The following is a 15,972-nucleotide window of genomic DNA, read 5'->3' on the forward strand; positions in this document are numbered from 1 at the left end:
GCTGCGGACTTCGTCGTCGGGAGTCAGTGACATGCAACGAAAGTACCTTGCGCCTCCTGCCTCAGAGCGCTTGACGAGCAATAGGAGCATCAACGGCGTCCGGGCGAGGGGGCGGAGCGCGCGACGACCGTCCGCAGGCTCCTGATCCCCGCTGTGCGGGGAGTCCGGGGCGCCTGCGGCGGTCGGCTCGTGGTCCTCAGCGACGTTCGCGGGCGAGCTGCTCGTAGTGGTGCAGCAGGTCGAGGTTGTCGATCGAGCCCGGGTTCACCGCCTTCTCCAGCGGAGTGCCCTGGAGGAGGCGCTTGACCGGGACCTCGATGCGCTTGCCGGTGAGGGTGTGCGGGACGCCCGGCACCTCGATGATCTCGTCGGGGACGTGGCGTGGCGAGAGCTGCTCCCGGATCGTCTGCTTGATGCGGTTCAGCAGTGCCTCGTCCAGGACGGCGCCGGGGGCCAGGTGCACGAACAGGGGCATCCAGTAGCCGCCGTCGGGCTGTTCGATGCCGACGACGAGGGACTCCCTGATCTCGGGCAGGCGCTCGACGGCCTCGTAGATGTCGGCCGAGCCCATGCGGACGCCCTGGCGGTTGAGCGTCGAGTCGGAGCGGCCGTGGATGACGACGGAGCCGCGGGAGGTGATGGTGATCCAGTCACCGTGGCGCCACACGCCGGGGTAGGTCTCGAAGTAGCTGTCCCGGTAGCGGCTGCCGTCGGGGTCGTTCCAGAAGTAGATCGGCATCGACGGCATGGGGTTGGTGACGACGAGTTCGCCGACCTCGTCGACCAGGGGTTTGCCGCTGGGGTCCCAGGACTGCAGGTCGGTCCCGAGGCCGGGGGCCTGGAGCTCGCCGATGTGGACCGGGAGCGTCGGCACGGCTCCGGCGAAACAGGAGCAGACGTCCGTGCCGCCGCTGACGGACGCGATCCACAGGCCCGCGCCGCTCTCGGCGAACTCGTCGTGCAGCCAGCGGAAGCCGTCGGGCGGCAGCGGTGAACCGGTGGTGGCGACGCACTGCACCGCGGAGAGGTCGAAGTCACGGGCGGGGTGCACGCCGGCCTTGCGGCAGGCCATGACGTAGGCGGCCGAGGTGCCGTAGACGGTGGCCCGGGTGCGCTCGGCGATCCGCCACTGGGCGGCCGTGTCCGGGTAGCCCGGGCTGCCGTCGTACAGGACGATCGTGGTGCCCGTCAGGAGGCCGGAGACGAGGAAGTTCCACATCATCCAGCCGGTGGACGTGTACCAGAAGAAGCGGTCCTCGGGGCCGAGGTCGCAGTGCAGGCCGAGCTGCTTGAGGTGCTCGACCAGGATGCCGCCCTGGGACTGGACGATGGCCTTGGGCAGGCCGGTGGTGCCGGAGGAGTACAGCACCCACAGGGGGTGGGCGAAGGGGACCTGCTCAAAGACGGGCTCGACGTCCGCGCCGGTCAGGGCGGACCACTCCAGCGCGCCCTCGGGGGCCTCGGTGCCGAGCAGGGGGATGTGGACCACGGCCCGCAGGGTGGGCAGTTCGCGGCGCAGTTCGGCGACGATGCCGCGGCGGTCGTGCTCCTTGCCGCCGTAGCGGTAGCCGTCGACGGTGAACAGGACGACCGGCTCGACCTGCTGGAAGCGGTCGAGGACGCTGCGCGCGCCGAAGTCGGGGGCGCAGGACGTCCAGACGCCGCCCACGGCGGCCGTGGCGAGCAGGGCGACCACGGCCTGCGGGATGTTCGGCAGGTAGCCGCTGACGCGGTCTCCCGGGCGTACGCCCAGGGCGCGCAGCTCGGCGGCCAGCGAGCCGACCTGGCGGCGCAGCTCGGACCAGCTCACCGGGGCCGGCTCGTGGGTCTCGTCGACGTACAGGAGGGCCGGTTCGTCCGGGCGGGTGGCGGCCGCGCGCAGGGCGTGCTCGGCGTAGTTGAGCGTCGCCCCGGGGAACCATTCGGCGCCCGGCATGGAACGGTCGCCGAGCACCCGCGCGCACGGCGTGGAGAACCGTACGTCGAACCACTCGGTGACGGCTTTCCAGAAGGTCTCCAGCTCGTCGACGGACCAGCGGTGCAGTGCCGCGTAGCCGCCCTCGGACGGGGCGCCGTGCCGTTCGGCGGCCCAGGCCTGGAACTTCGTGACCTGTGCGCGCGCGATACGCTCCGGATCGGGCTGCCAGAGGGGCTGGGGGTTCTCGGTCGACATGGGGCGGCTCCCGGGCTGTGCGCGTCGTGTGCGTCCTCCGCGCACGGGCTGGGGTGTGCGCGTGACGCGGCTGACACGGACGATGCCATGTGATCGACTTCCGCACCAGGGCGGGGCCCACATAGTCGCTGTCATGAAGATGTGGCCCAGGCACGGGTGAACGGCAGTTGAACGAGCCGCGCGCGCGGGATGGGCAATGGCAGGCTGAGCAGCATGGACGGTCGTGACCTGGTGCGTTCGGTGAAAACGGTTGGTTCGGCGGGGGCGGCGCAGGGGCTGCGCCTCGTACGGGCCGCTTGGCGGAGGCGGCGTGCCGACGCCGGCGCGCTGCCGCCGCGGGGCGCCGAGCGCGCACGGGTGCCCGGCCCGGTGCGGGAGGTGGAGCCGGGCCCGGGGGGCGGTGTGATCCGGTTCGCCCGCTCCGAGCTGCGGATCGTGGTGGCCGTGAGCGGGGCGGTCTTCTGGGGCTGGGACGGGGCGGGCCCCGAGCCCTCGTACGCGCTCGCCGGCCGCTGCCCCGAGCCGGATCCGCGGGCGGTGCTGGAGCCCGACAAGGACGGCGGCTGGCGGGTCGTGGCCGAGCGCGCGACGGTGGCCGTCTCGCGGCACGGCGCGGTGGAGGTGCTCACGCCGGGTGGTGTGCCCGTGCGCCGTGATCTGCCGCCCCGCTGGTGGGAACCGGTCGGGGGCGGCGGCGCGCGCTGGATGCAGCGGACCGAGGTGCCCGCCGACGCGCGGTTCTTCGGGCTCGGCGGGCGGGCGTCGGGGCCACGGCTGCGCGACGGCACGTACCGGCTGTGGAACACCGATCCGGGCCGCCCGTTCGGTCCGGGCGACGATCCGCTGTACATCACGATGCCGGTGCAGCTGGTGGTGGCCGACGCGGCCACGCACCTGGTGTTCCACGACACCTCGTGGGACGGGACGGTGACCCTGCGCGAGGGGGAGGAGGGCGCCGGTTCCGGGCACGACCGGGCGGGGACGTCCGAGCTGCGGGTGGACGGCGGGCCGCTGCGCTGCTGGGTGATGGTGGGCACGCCCGCGCGCGTGCTGCTCGCCTGGGCCTCGCTGACGGGTGCGCCGGCGCTGCCGCCCGCGTGGGCGCTCGGGCATCACCACGCGCGCCGGGGCTTCGGCAGCGAGCAGGAGGTGCGCCGGATCGTCGCGGGTTACCAGGAGCGCGACCTGCCGCTGGACGCCGTCCATCTGGACATCGACCACTACGACGGGCATCAGGTGTTCACGGTCGACGAGGACCGCTTCCCCAAGCTGCCGGTGCTCGCCGACGAGCTGCGCCGGGACGGGATACGGCTGGTGTCCGTCGTGGACCCGGCGGTGAAGGCCGCGCCGGGCAACGCCGTGTACGACGCCGGGGCGCCCGCGGACGCGTTCGTGCGGGACGCGTCGGGGCGGGTGGTGCGCGGTGTGGCGTGGCCCGGAGACGTGGTGTTCCCGGACTTCACGCACGCGCGCGTGCGCGAGTGGTGGGGCGGGCTGTACGAGGAGCGGCTGGCGCAGGGGTTCGCCGGGTTCTGGCACGACATGAACGAGCCCACCTCCTTCGCCGCCTTCGGCGAGACGACGCTGCCGCGGTCGGCCAGGCACTCCCTGGAGGGACGCGACGGCGACCATCGTGAGGCGCACAACGTCTACTCCCTGTGCATGGCCAGGGCGGCCTACGAGGGGCTGCGCGGGCTGCTGCCGCAGGAGCGGCCGTTCGTCTTCTCGCGCTCCGGGTGGGCGGGCATGCAGCGCTACGGCGGGTCGTGGTCGGGCGGCGTGGCGACCGGCTGGCCGGGGCTGCGGGCCTCGCTGTCCCTGGTCCTGGGGCTGGGGCTGTGCGGGGTGCCGTACTCGGGGCCGGACGTGGGCGGCTTCGACGGACATCCGTCCCCCGAGCTGTATCTGCGCTGGTTGCAGCTGGGCGCCTTCATGCCGCTGTTCCGCACCCACGCGAGCGTGCGCGCGGGGCGCCGGGAACCCTGGGAGTTCGGTGCCGAGGTGCTGGAGCACGCGCGCGTGGCGCTGGTCGAGCGCCGGCGGCTGCTGCCGTACTTCGTGACGCTGGCGCATGTGGCCCGGCGCACCGGTGCCCCGTATGTGCGGCCGCTGTGGTGGGGGTCCCCGGAGGACCGCGCGCTGCGCGACTGCGAGGACGCGTTCCTGCTGGGCGACTGCCTGCTGGTGGCGCCGGTCCTCGATCCGGGCACGGAGCGCCGTGCGGTGCGGCTGCCGCGGGGCCGGTGGTACGACACGGTGACGGAGCGGGCGTACGAGGGGCCGGGGCAGGTGGTGGTGGACGCTCCGTTGTCGCGGATACCGGTGCTCGCGCGCGCGGGTGCCGTCATTCCCGTGCGCGGGGCCGGTGGCGGGCTGGAGCTGGAGGTGTGGGCGCCGGGCCGGGGGCGGGCCGGGGGCTGCCTGGTGGTGCCCGACGCGGGCGACGGATGGGCGGAGCCGGAGCCGGAGCGGTACGTCTCCCGCTGGGAGGGCGGACGGGTGGTGGTGGAGCGGGAGGGCGAGAACGGCGTGAGCGAACCGCCCTACCCGGTGCGTGTACGCGGGCTTCAGGAGAGCTGAGTCAGATGTACCGGCCTTCGAACCAGGCCCGGACGGCCAGTGTGTGCAGGGGGAAGGCGAGTTCCTCGGGCCTGCGCAGGAGGTGCCAGCCCTCCGTCTCGTCGGTGGCGGCCGGCTGCGGCAGGCCTTCGGCCGGGCGTTCGGGGAGGAGACCGAACAGCAGCAGGTGCCCGTCGGGTGAGGTCATGGCGTCGATGAGCCGTACGTCGCGGCTCGCCGCGTCGATGCCGGTCTCTTCCTTGAGCTCGCGGACGACGGCCTGCCGCCAGTCCTCGCGGTCGTCGATGTAGCCGCCGGGCAGTGCGACGCCTCCTGGTGCGGGGGCGACGGTTCGGGTGATGACGACGAGGGCCGTGCCCTGCGTGTCGTACACGGGCTGGATCGCGACCGCGACCGGCAGCGGGTTGCGGTAGGCCACGGCGTGGCAGGCCGCGCAGGTGCGGGGCCAGCCGGTGACGCCCTCTCCGTAGGGCGCTCCGCAGCTCGAACAGTGGGAGCCGGGCGCGGAGTTGGGGGTGGAGTGCTGAGTTTCGGACACGCGGCGGAGCGTATCCGATCACGGGGAGGGAGTTACCGGGGGGCGGCTCAGCGGGGGCCGGCGAGCGACTTCGAGGACACCGGGAAGTCGAAATAGGTGTCCGGGTGGGGCTCGGGTTTGAAGGTGTAGTGCCACCATTCCTCGGCGAGGTTCACGAATCCGAGGCCCTCCAGGGTGTTCTTGAGAAGCATGCGGTTGGCCCGCTGTACGCCCTGGACGCGCGGGTCGAGGGTGTGCGCGAGGGTGTCGAAGCAGTCGTAACCGGTGCCCATGTCGACGGAGTTGTCGGGGAACCGCTCGCCCTCGGGGGCGTAGCAGGGCACCAGCGGCTCTCCGGGGTGGTACGGCCTGGTCGGCAGGGCCGGGAGCTTCACGATGGTGAGGTCCATGGTCGAGCCGCGGCTGTGGCCGGATTTATCCGCGATGTACCCGTCCGCGAAGAGGCGGGTCTTGTCGACGTCCGGGTAGAACTCGGCCTTCATCGCCTGGTCGTCGAGGTCCTCCGCCCAGCGCACGAAGTGGTCCACGGCACGCTGCGGCCGGTAGCAGTCGTAGACCTTGAGGGTGTAACCCTCGCGCAGGAGCTCGGTCTGGGCCCGGTGGAGGGCCTCGGCCGCGGGGCGGGTGAGGATGCAGATCGGCTGCCGGTAGCCGTCGACGCGTTCCCCCACGAAGTTGTGCGGGGTGAAGTAGCGCATCTCCTGGAGGATCGTCGGGTCGACGGTGCTGAGCGCGACGAAGTCCTCCGGGGCCCTGGGCTCGGTGTCCGCGCGGGCGGTGGCGCCGGCGGCGGTCAGGCAGAGCAGGGCCGCGAGCACGGTGAGCGGGCCGCGTAAGACGGTGGTGAGTCGTGTCATGTCTCTGCCTCTGCCCATCTCCGGTCCACCATGACACACTTCTGACGTTCCGTCAGGTCCGATGTGCGGGAGGAACCGTGAGGCGTGAGCACACACCCGTGATGGCGGGCTGGTTCGCCGGCGACGGCGACGGCTTCCACCTCCTCGGCACCCGCTGCGCCGTCTGCGCCTCGGTCTTCTTCCCGCGTGAGGACGTCCAGTGCCGAAACCCCGACTGCGCCGGCGGCGAGCTGCTCGAGGTGCCGTTGTCCCGGCACGGACGCGTCTGGTCGTACACGGACAGCCGGTACCGGCCTCCGTCACCCTATGTGACCGATCCGGAACTTCCGTGGGAGCCATACACGTTGATCGCTGTGGAACTGGAGGCCGAGCGGATCGTGGTGCTGGGGCAGGCGGCTCCCGGCGTCACCGTCGCCGGCCTGACGGTGGGCATGGAGGTCGAGGTCGTCCCCGGCGTGCTGAGCGAGGACGCGGAGACGGTCTGGACGACGTGGCACTGGCGGCCGACGGGGGTGCGGGCATGACGGGCGAGGTGGCGGTGCTCGGCGCGGGCATGCACCCCTGGGGCAAGTGGGGGCGCGGCTTCGTCGAGTACGGGATGGCGGCGGCCCGCGCGGCGCTCGCCGACGCCGGGCTGGAGTGGCGGGAGGTGGGCTCGGTCGTCGGCGCGGACACCGTGCGCGGGGGCTATCCGGGGTACGTGGCGGGTGCGACGTTCGCCAGGGCGCTGGGCTGGCAGGGAGCCCGGGTGGCGAGCGTGTACGCGGCGTGCGCGTCCGGGGCGCAGGCCGTCGACGCCGCGCGGGCGCAGATCCTGTCGGGTCTCGCGGACGTGGTGCTCGTGGTCGGGGCCGACGCGGCGCCCAAGGGGTTCTTCCGTCCGGCCGGCGGGGACCGGCCGGACGATCCGGACTGGCTGCGCTTCCGGATCCTCGGGGCCACGAACCCGGTGTACTTCGCGCTCTGGGCGCGCCGCCGGATGGCCGTGCACGGGGACACGCTGGAGGACTTCGCGCAGGTCAAGGTGAAGAACGCGGCCGTGGGCGCGCTGAATCCGTACGCGCGCTACCGCAAGCGGGTGACCGCACTGGAGGTCGCCGCCTCCGCGGTGGTCGCCGACCCGCTGCGCCTGCTCGACATCTGCGCGACGTCGGACGGAGGGGCGGCGCTGGTGCTGTCCAGCATGGAGTTCGCGCGTCGGCACGGCCGGGCCGAACCGGTGCGGATCCGGGCGGTGTCGACGGTGACGCCGCGCTACCCCGCCACCGTGCCGGACCTGCCGGACATCGCGACGGACTCCGCGGCGGCGGTGGCGCCCCCGGCCGGCACATTCCGGGCGTCGATCGCGCGGGCCGCGTACGAGGAGGCCGGCGTCGGTCCCGAGGACCTTTCCCTCGCCGAGGTCTACGACCTGTCCACGGCACTGGAGTTGCAGTGGTACGAGGACCTGGGGCTGTGCGGCGAGGGCGAGGGGGCGAAGCTCCTGCGGGAGGGCGCGACGGCTCTGGGCGGGCGCATACCCGTCAACACCAGCGGTGGGCTGGCCTCGTTCGGGGAGGCGGTCCCGGCGCAGGCCATCGCCCAGGTCTGCGAGCTGACATGGCAGTTGCGACGGCAGGCGGGTGACCGTCAGGTGGCGGGCGCGCGGGTGGGGATCACGGCGAACCAGGGGCTGTTCGGGCACGGGTCGGCGGTGATCGCGGTGCGGTGAGGGGACCGAGCGGAGGACGGCGAGGACCAGGTTCGCGCGTGCGTGCCTGAACCCGCGGCGGCCCGGACCCGCGGCCGGCGGGGGTGCGGACCGCTCGCGGCGCCTCAGGTGGTGACGGCCTGCCGGCCCCGGGCGCTGTAAGCCATCGCGTGCTGGACGACCCCGACGAGGATCGCCTTGACCGACTCGCGGTCGCGGGCGTCGCACAGCAACAGCGGCACGCCCTCGTCCAGGTCGAGCGCCTGGCGGACCTCCTCCACGGGGTAATGGGCGGCGTCCTCGAAGCAGTTGACGCCGACCACGAACGGGATGGAGCGCCGCTCGAAGTAGTCGACGGCGGCGAAGCAGTCCTCCAGGCGGCGGGTGTCGGCGAGCACGACGGCACCCAGCGCACCCTCCGACAGCTCGTCCCACATGAACCAGAAGCGCTGCTGGCCGGGGGTGCCGAAGAGGTACAGGACAAGGCCCTCGCGCAGCGTGATACGGCCGAAGTCCATGGCCACGGTGGTGGTGTGCTTGCCCTCCACGCCGCTCGTGTCGTCATAGGGCCGTCCGGCCTCGGTGAGCAGCTCCTCGGTGCGCAGCGGCCTGATCTCGCTGACCGCCCCGACGAGAGTGGTCTTGCCCACGCCGAAGCCGCCCGCCACCAGGATCTTGAGCGTGACGGGCTCGACCGGAGGCTTGCCGCGCTCAGAACGCCCGAAGATCATCGATTTCTTCTCCTGCTCGATGGGGGTGGGACGGCGGCGGCCCGTAACCTCCGCCGCCGGGTGTCTCGATGACGAGTACGTCGCCGGGGCCGACGTCCGCCGAGTCGCTTCCGGCCAGAACCGTGACGGTGCCGTCCACGCGCTCCACACGGTTGGCGCCCAGCGCGCCCGGCTCGCCGCCCGCCATGCCGTACGGCGGCACCCGGCGGTGCTGGGACAGGGTGGAGACGGTCATCGGCTCCAGGAAGCGGATGCGGCGTACGGCGCCGTCCCCGCCGCGCCACCGTCCGGCTCCGCCGCTGCCGCGCCGGACGGCGAACTCCTCCAGCAGCACCGGCAGCCGCCATTCCAGCACCTCGGGGTCGGTGAGCCGCGAGTTGGTCATGTGCGTCTGGACGACCGGCGCGCCGGGGAAGCCGTCGCCGGCGCCGGATCCGGAGGCGACGGTCTCGTAGTACTGGTGGCGTTCGTTGCCGAAGGTGACGTTGTTCATGGTGCCGGAGCCCTCCGCCTGGACGCCGAGCGCCGCGTAGAGGGCGCCGGTGATGGCCTGGGACGTCTCGACGTTGCCCGCGACGACGGCGGCCGGGGGGGCGGGCGCGAGCATGGAACCGGGCGGCACGACGATGTGGAGGGGGCGCAGGCAGCCGTCGTTGAGCGGGATGTCGTCGGCGACCAGGGTGCGGAAGACGTACAGGACGGCCGCGTTGACGACCGAGAAGGGGGCGTTGAAGTTGCCGGCCAGCTGCGCCGAGGTGCCGCTGAAGTCGATGGTGGCGGACCGGTTGCCGCGGTCCACTCGCACGCGTACGCGGATGACGGCGCCCGAGTCGGTCTCGTAGGCGTACTCACCGTCGTCGAGGGCGTCGACGACCCGGCGGACCGCTTCCTCGGCGTTGTCCTGGACGTGCCTCATGTACGCCTGCACCACGTCGAGGCCGAAGTCGTCGATCATGCGGGCGACCTCGTCGACGCCCTTCTGGTTGGCGGCGATCTGGGCGCGCAGGTCGGCGAGGTTGGTCTTCGGGTTGCGGGAGGGGTAGGGCGCCTCGGTGAGCAGGCGCAGCGTCTCCTCCTCGCGGAAGCGGCCGTTCTCGGCGAGCAGCCAGTTGTCGAAGAGGACGCCCTCCTCCTCGATGGCGCGGCTGCCGGCGGGCATGGAGCCCGGGGCGATGCCGCCGATCTCCGCGTGGTGGCCGCGGGAGGCGACGTGGAAAAGGATCCGGTCACCCTCCGTGTCGAAGACCGGGGTGATGACGGTGACGTCCGGCAGGTGCGTGCCGCCGTGGTACGGGTCGTTGACGGCGTAGGTGTCGCCGGGCCGCATGGAGGCGCCCCTGCGCCGTACGACCTCCTTGACGCTGGTGCCCATCGACCCCAGGTGCACGGGGATGTGCGGGGCGTTGGCCACCAGGTTTCCGTCGGGGTCGAAGAGGGCGCAGGAGAAGTCCAGGCGCTCCTTGATGTTGACGGACTGGGCGGTGGACTCCAGGCGGGCGCCCATCTGCTCGGCGATCGACATGAAGAGGTTGTTGAAGACCTCGAGCAGGACCGGGTCCGCTTTCGTGTCCAGACCGGAACTCTGCGTGACCGCCACGCGTTCCATGACCAGATGCCCGTCGTCCCGCGCCACGGCCCGCCAGCCGTCGTCGACGACGGTCGTCGCACTGGCCTCGGTGATGATCGCGGGTCCGGTGACGGTGTGGCCGGGGGGCAGGTCCTCGCGGCGGTGCAGCGGTACGTCGTGCCAGGCGCCGTGGGTGTGCAGGCGCACGGTGTCCGGGGCGGCGGGGCGGCCCTCGTACGGGGCGAGGGCGGACAGATCGGGGGGTTCGGTGATGCCGGTGGCTTCCACTGACAGGGCTTCGACGACGATCGGCCGGTCGAGGGTGAAGGAGTACGTGGCGCGATGACGTTCTTCGAAGGCGTGCTTCATCGCGTCGGGCTCGGTCAGCTCGACGGTGAGGGTGGTGTCGGTGCCGTCGTAGCGGAGCTGGGCGCGGCGGGTGACCCGGATGCGGTCGTCGGGCACGTCCTCGGCGAGGAGCTCGGCGCGGGCCGCCGTTTCCAGGTCGTCGGCGGTCTTCCGGACGCCGGGCATCGAGGCGGGCCGCAGCGGCGCCTCGACGGACTGCTCGCGCATGGCGGTGGTGTCGGCGAGACCGATGCCGAGCGCGGACAGGACACCCGCCATGGGCGGTACCAGGACGGTGCGGATGCCGAGCGAGTCGGCGACCATGCACGCGTGCTGGCCGCCCGCGCCGCCGAAGGTGGTGAGCGCGTAGCGGGTGACGTCGTGGCCCTTCTGGACGGAGATCCGCTTGACGGCGTTGGCGATGTTGGCGACGGCGATCTGCAGGAAGCCCTCGGCGACCTGCTCGGGGGTGCGGTCGTCGCCTGTCGTCTCGCGGATCTCGTGCGCCAGGGCGGTGAAGCGTTCGCGGACGAGCGCGTCGTCGAGGGGCTGGTCGCCGCCGGGGCCGAAGACGCTCGGAAAGTGGGCGGGCTGGATGCGGCCGAGCATGACGTTGGCGTCGGTGACGGCGAGCGGGCCGCCGCCGCGGTAGCAGGCGGGTCCCGGGTCCGCGCCGGCCGAGTCGGGTCCGACGCGGTAGCGGGAGCCGTCGAAGTGGAGGACGGAGCCGCCGCCCGCCGCGACGGTGTGGATGTCCAGCATGGGGGCACGCAGCCGGACACCGGCGATCTGCGCGGTGAAGACGCGCTCGTAGTCGCCGGCGAAGTGGGAGACGTCGGTGGACGTGCCGCCCATGTCGAAGCCGATGACCCGGTCGAAGCCGGCGAGCTGCGACATGCGGGCCATGCCGACGATGCCGCCCGCCGGGCCGGAGAGGATGGCGTCCTTGCCGCGGAACTGCCCGGCCTCGGCGAGGCCGCCGTTGGACTGCATGAACAGCAGGCGGACGCCCGTGAGTTGGTCGGCGACGTGCTGGACGTAGCGGCGCAGCACGGGCGACAGGTAGGCGTCGACGACGGCGGTGTCCCCGCGCGGGACGAGCTTCATCAGCGGGCTGACCTCGCTGGACAGCGAGATCTGCGGGAAGCCGATGCGGGCGGCGAGCCGTCCGACGGCCTGCTCGTGGGCGGGGTGGAGGTGGCTGTGCATGCACACGACGGCGACGGCGCGGATCCCGTCGTCGTAGGCCTGCTGGAGCGGGCCGGCGAGGGAGTCGGGGTGGAGCGGGCGCAGGACGGTTCCGTCGGCGGCGATGCGCTCGTCGGCCTCGACGACCCGCTCGTGCAGCAGCTCGGGCAGTTCGATGCGGCGCGCGAAGATGTGCGGCCGGTTCTGGTAGCCGATGCGCAGGGCGTCGCGGAAGCCCCGGGTGACGACCAGCAGGGTGCGCTCGCCCTTGCGTTCCAGGAGCGCGTTGGTGGCGACCGTGGTGCCCATGCGGACGGCCTCGACGGGGTCCTGGGAGCCGCCCAGGAGTTCGCGCACGCCCGCGACGGCCGCGTCGGAGTACCGGGCGGGGTTCTCCGACAGCAGTTTGTGCGTCAGCAGGCGGCCGTCCGGGCGACGCGCGACGATGTCGGTGAAGGTGCCGCCTCGGTCGACCCAGAACTGCCAGCCTGTCACGTCAGTACCCCGCTTCCGCGCCGCTCACAGCGCCCGCAGGCCGTTGATCACGTCGCGCAGGATACTCTCGTCCACCAGCTCGGCCGGGGGCACGGGCCGGTTCACGTGCACGAGTTCCGCGTCCACGAGGTCCCCGACGAGGACCCGTACCACGCCGATGGGCAGGTCGAGCTCAGCCGCGAGCTCCGCGACAGACTGCGGGGCGTCGCGGCACAGCCCGACGATGTCCACGTGTTCCGGGGACAGCGTCGGGTCCGCTTCCGGGTCGTCGGCGTGGGGTTCGGCGACGACGACCGCGATCAGGTCGAGGCGGTGCTGGCCGGGGCTCGAGGTGCGGCCGCGCGTCATCGCGTACGGACGGACGACCGGTCCGGCCTCGTCGTCGAACCAGTGGCTTCTTCCCTGACCGTCAGCACTCATGACATTCCACTACCCGCCCGCGGGCAGATCGGTGCGCGGAGCCGCGCCCAGATGCACTCCGACCCGCTTGACCAGCAGCGTCATCTCGTAGGCGACCTGGCCGACGTCCGAGTCGGCGTCGGAGAGCACGGCGAGGCAGCTGCCGTCGCCGGCGGCCGTGACGAACAGGAAGGCGTCGTCGAGCTCGACGACCGTCTGACGGACGTCGCCCGCCTCGAAGTGGCGGCCCACGCCCTTGGCGAGGCTGTGGAAACCGGAGGCGACGGCGGCGAGGTGCTCGCTGTCCTCCCGGGACAGGTCCTTGGACACGCCGGTCGCCAGGCCGTCGCTGGACAGGACGACGGCTTTGCGGATGCTCGCGACCCGGTCCACGAGTTCGTCCAGGAGCCAGTTCAGCTGCCCGTTCCTGTCGGTCGCGGTGTGGCCGGTCGCCTTCGGTGCGGTCATCGACCGTCCCCCTTGTTCGTTCCTTGTGCTGTGCCGCCGTGGGCGTCGTCGCCCGCGGCGTTCTCCTCGCGGCCGCGCTGCCAGCCGCGCTGGAGTGCGGCCATACGGCTGCGTACCTCGTCGGCGTCCCGGTCCGCCAGCTCGGTGGTGTCCCGCGTCCGCCGGTCGGGGCCCTGCCTCAGCTGCGGGGCCAGATTGGCCTGCCGGACGCGCCGGGGCAGCGCCCCCGCCCCCGCGCCGGAGCCGGGTTCCCGCGCGTCCGCGGAGGCGTCGCGGGGGGCGGCCGCGGCGCGGCGGCCCCGCCCGGGAAGTGCGGGGACGTCCCCCGTGTCGCGGGCGCCGCGGCCCGACGGCGCCGCGGGCGCGGTCTGCCCGCCGGACCGGTCGGCTCCGCCCGCGCCGGGGCGCAGCGGGGAGGCGCCGCGCCGGCGGGTCGGCAGCGGTGGCGTGCCGTCCTTCTCCGGCCGGGCCGGTCCACCGTCGGCCGGCGGCTCCTCGCCGAGGCGGCGCGCCGGTCCGGCGGCCTGTGCCTGGGACCTGGCCGGGCCGATGGTGCGCCGGTCCCCGGCGTCCTCGCGGCGCGACCACTGCTCGACGACCGGGCGGCCGTGCGAGCTGACCAGCTTGGGCGCGCGGCGGCGGGGCAGCGGGACCGCGGCGTCGGCAGCCACGTCGCCGCCGGTGGCGTCGTGAGCCCCGCGGCGGGCGTCGGCTGCCTCGTGGAGCGGGTCGCCGTGCGGGCCCGTGGGCTCCTGGTCCGCGAGGGTGAGGGAGCGGCGGGGACGGAACAGCCCGCCGCGTTCGCCGTCCTCGTCGTCGAGGGCGTCGGGGAATTCCCCGATGGCCTCCAGGTCGACGGGGGCCTCCAGCTCGACGGGGCCGTCCAGCAGCGAGGCGGTCAGGCCGGGCAGTTGGACGGGCGCCGGGGAGAGCGCGCCTCGGCGGCCCTCCTCCGGCCCGGCCTCCTTGGTGCGGTGCGGGCGGTCGAGCCGGAAGCCGATGCCGTTGGTGTCCGGGACGTCGTCCGTCAGCAGCGCGTCGGGGATGAAGACGACGGCGGTGGTGCCGCCGTACGGCGACGGCTGCAGGGAGACCCGGACGTTCTGCCGCTGGGCGAGCCGGCTGACCACGAACAGGCCGAGCCGGTCGGTGTCGGACAGCTCGAACTCCGGTGTCTCGGCGAGCCGGAGGTTGGCGTCCAGGAGCGCGTCGGCCGCCATGCCGAGGCCGCGGTCGTGGATCTCCAGGGTGAATCCGTTGGCGACCCGCTCCCCCACCACCTGCACGGCGGTGTGCGGCGGGGAGAACACCGTGGCGTTCTCGAGGAGTTCGGCGACGAGGTGGGTGAGGTCGGCGACGGCCGGTCCGGTGACGGCGACCCGTGGCAGGCGCCGCACCTCGATGCGTTCGTAGTCCTCGACCTCGGCGACGGCGGCCCGTACGACGTCCATGAGCTGGACCGGCTTGCGCCACTGCCGGGAGGGGGCGGCGCCGGAGAGGATCACCAGGCCCTCGGCGTGCCGGCGCATGCGGGTGGTCAGGTGGTCGAGGCGGAACAGGTCGGCGAGTTCCTCGGTGTCCTCGGTGCGGCGCTCCATGGTGTCGAGCAGGGTGAGCTGCTTGTGCAGCAGGACCTGGCTGCGGCGCGCGAGGTTGACGAACACCTCGGAGACGCCGGCGCGCAGTTCGGCCTGCTTGACCGCGGCCTCGACGGCGGCCCGCTGAAGGGTGTTGAGGGCCTGGCCGACCTCGCCGATCTCGTGCTTGTCGTACTCCAGGCGCGGGACCTCGGTCTCCACGTCGACCTGTTCGCCCGCGGACAGCCGGCGCATGACGCTGGGCAGCCGGACGCCTGCCGCGTCGTGCGCGTCCAGACGCAGTTGCCGCAGGTCGCGGATGAGGCCGCGGCCGACCCGGACGGACAGGAAGAGCGACAGGAGCAGGGCTACCAGTCCGAGGACTCCGGCGACGGCCGCCTTGGCGATGACGTCCATGGCGACCGGACGGACCCGGTCCTGGTAGCGGTCGCCGGCCTGGTCGTTGAGGGCGCCGAGTTCGTCGAGCACGTCCCCGGCGGCGGTGTCCCAGCTCTTGGCGCTCACGTCGTGTGGGACGCCGGGCCCGGAGGAGACGGCCGCCTCCTCGGCGACGCGCAGCGGGGCGGTGGCGGCGTTCTTCCAGAACCCTTCGTACCGCTCGCGTTCCGCGGAGGGCAGCAGCGGCAGGCTGACGTCGTAGAGCAGGGTGCGTTGCGCCACGAGGTCGGAGACGTCGCGGATCTCGCGGCGGGAGAGCTTGCCGACGATCAGGGCGGAGCCGAGGAGGGCGTCCTCGCGGGAGAGCAGTTCGCGGGCGCGGGCTAGGTTGACGAGCGCGCGGTACTGCTTGTCCATCTCGACGTTGTCGACGACGTGGAGATTGGCGAGCAGGACGTAGCAGGGGTCGACCAGGCGGTTGTACAGGTCGAGGGCCTGGGCCCGGCTGACGGTGCCGTCCTCGACGCTGCGGCGCAGGGAGTCGATGCCGTCGAAGGCGTCCAGTACGGCCGTCAGCCGCTCGCCGGCGGCGTCCCCCAGGGCGTCGCGGACGTCGGAGTCCTGGGCGTTCTTGCGGATCTCCGAGACGGCGTCGTCGGTGACGCCCCGGCTGCGCCGGAGGTCGGCGAGTCCGTCCGAGGCGCGGGGGTCGGCGAGGTAGACGAGGGTCTGGCGGCGCTCCTGCTGCAGGACGCGGACGGTGTCCTCGATGGGATAGCCGATCTTCTCCACCACGTCCGACACGTCGAAGAGCTGTTGGGCCTCGCGTCCCGTGAGCACCGTGGTGAAGCCCCAGATCGCGGTAAGGGACACCAGCGGCACGAGGAGCAGCGCCACGATCTTCCGGCGGATCGACTTCCCGCGAAAGCGCATGGCCTCCCCCAGCTCGACCCCCAGCGGCC

11 protein-coding genes are annotated in these 15,972 nt (G+C 73.0%); 3 read left to right on the forward strand and 8 right to left on the reverse strand.

Features of this window, described 5'->3' with window-relative positions; all coding sequences use genetic code 11:
- Window positions 1-196 precede the first annotated feature (196 nt).
- Entirely contained in the window at window positions 197-2,173 is a 1,977-nt protein-coding gene (locus tag ACZ5GT_RS25140; protein WP_469030293.1) for an acetoacetate--CoA ligase, read from the reverse strand.
- A 213-nt stretch (window positions 2,174-2,386) separates the two neighbouring features.
- On the opposite strand from ACZ5GT_RS25140, the gene ACZ5GT_RS25145 reads away from it, so the two are divergent.
- On the forward strand, window positions 2,387-4,753 hold the full coding sequence (locus ACZ5GT_RS25145) for a glycoside hydrolase family 31 protein (protein WP_469030300.1): 2,367 nt from the start codon (window positions 2,387-2,389) through the stop codon (window positions 4,751-4,753).
- Window position 4,754: 1 nt separating this feature from the next.
- Here ACZ5GT_RS25145 and ACZ5GT_RS25150 read toward each other — a convergent pair whose 3' ends face one another.
- Window positions 4,755-5,291: an NUDIX domain-containing protein gene (locus tag ACZ5GT_RS25150; RefSeq protein WP_469030303.1), complete on the reverse strand. Its 537-nt coding sequence runs from the start codon at window positions 5,289-5,291 to the stop codon at window positions 4,755-4,757.
- Between the two features lie 47 nt (window positions 5,292-5,338).
- The gene (locus ACZ5GT_RS25155; protein WP_469030308.1) at window positions 5,339-6,148 is read right to left on the reverse strand and encodes a M15 family metallopeptidase; all 810 of its coding nucleotides are present in this window, start codon (window positions 6,146-6,148) and stop codon (window positions 5,339-5,341) included.
- A 98-nt stretch (window positions 6,149-6,246) separates the two neighbouring features.
- Between ACZ5GT_RS25155 and ACZ5GT_RS25160 the strand changes: the two genes are divergently transcribed.
- Window positions 6,247-6,672 (forward strand): Zn-ribbon domain-containing OB-fold protein, encoded by a 426-nt coding sequence (locus ACZ5GT_RS25160; RefSeq protein WP_469030647.1) that lies wholly within the window; start codon window positions 6,247-6,249, stop codon window positions 6,670-6,672.
- Entirely contained in the window at window positions 6,669-7,859 is a 1,191-nt protein-coding gene (locus ACZ5GT_RS25165; RefSeq protein WP_469030310.1) for a lipid-transfer protein, read from the forward strand. Before ACZ5GT_RS25160 ends, ACZ5GT_RS25165 begins: the two co-directional genes overlap by 4 nt.
- 104 nt (window positions 7,860-7,963) lie before the next feature.
- On the opposite strand, the gene ACZ5GT_RS25170 is transcribed toward ACZ5GT_RS25165, so the two are convergent.
- From ACZ5GT_RS25170 to ACZ5GT_RS25190, 5 genes are read right to left on the reverse strand one after another with little or no spacing between them, the layout of a single operon-like run.
- Window positions 7,964-8,569: a GTP-binding protein gene (locus ACZ5GT_RS25170; protein WP_469030313.1), complete on the reverse strand. Its 606-nt coding sequence runs from the start codon at window positions 8,567-8,569 to the stop codon at window positions 7,964-7,966.
- A complete protein-coding gene (locus ACZ5GT_RS25175; protein WP_469030316.1) occupies window positions 8,550-12,167 on the reverse strand; it encodes a hydantoinase B/oxoprolinase family protein in 3,618 nt (1,205 codons plus the stop codon). Before ACZ5GT_RS25175 ends, ACZ5GT_RS25170 begins: the two co-directional genes overlap by 20 nt.
- 24 nt (window positions 12,168-12,191) lie before the next feature.
- The gene (locus ACZ5GT_RS25180) at window positions 12,192-12,587 is read right to left on the reverse strand and encodes a DUF742 domain-containing protein (protein ID WP_469030319.1); all 396 of its coding nucleotides are present in this window, start codon (window positions 12,585-12,587) and stop codon (window positions 12,192-12,194) included.
- 9 nt (window positions 12,588-12,596) lie between these two features.
- Window positions 12,597-13,034, reverse strand: a complete 438-nt coding sequence (locus ACZ5GT_RS25185) for a roadblock/LC7 domain-containing protein (RefSeq protein WP_469030322.1) — start codon at window positions 13,032-13,034, stop codon at window positions 12,597-12,599.
- Window positions 13,031-15,943, reverse strand: a complete 2,913-nt coding sequence (locus ACZ5GT_RS25190) for a nitrate- and nitrite sensing domain-containing protein (protein WP_469030325.1) — start codon at window positions 15,941-15,943, stop codon at window positions 13,031-13,033. The genes ACZ5GT_RS25185 and ACZ5GT_RS25190 overlap by 4 nt, the downstream gene beginning before the upstream one ends.
- Window positions 15,944-15,972: the final 29 nt, after the last annotated feature.

It is taken from the genome of Streptomyces sp. NPDC031340 (assembly GCF_055569945.1).

Bases quoted from the DNA above. Each gene is read 5' to 3' on its own strand.
- ACZ5GT_RS25190 (WP_469030325.1), bottom strand. From the start codon at position 15,943: ATGCGCTTTCGCGGGAAGTCGATCCGCCGGAAGATCGTGGCGCTGCTC.
- ACZ5GT_RS25140 (WP_469030293.1), bottom strand. From the start codon at position 2,173: ATGTCGACCGAGAACCCCCAGCCCCTCTGGCAGCCCGATCCGGAGCGT.
- ACZ5GT_RS25170 (WP_469030313.1), bottom strand. From the start codon at position 8,569: ATGATCTTCGGGCGTTCTGAGCGCGGCAAGCCTCCGGTCGAGCCCGTC.
- ACZ5GT_RS25180 (WP_469030319.1), bottom strand. From the start codon at position 12,587: ATGAGTGCTGACGGTCAGGGAAGAAGCCACTGGTTCGACGACGAGGCC.
- ACZ5GT_RS25185 (WP_469030322.1), bottom strand. From the start codon at position 13,034: ATGACCGCACCGAAGGCGACCGGCCACACCGCGACCGACAGGAACGGG.
- ACZ5GT_RS25145 (WP_469030300.1), top strand. From the start codon at position 2,387: ATGGACGGTCGTGACCTGGTGCGTTCGGTGAAAACGGTTGGTTCGGCG.
- ACZ5GT_RS25165 (WP_469030310.1), top strand. From the start codon at position 6,669: ATGACGGGCGAGGTGGCGGTGCTCGGCGCGGGCATGCACCCCTGGGGC.
- ACZ5GT_RS25155 (WP_469030308.1), bottom strand. From the start codon at position 6,148: ATGACACGACTCACCACCGTCTTACGCGGCCCGCTCACCGTGCTCGCG.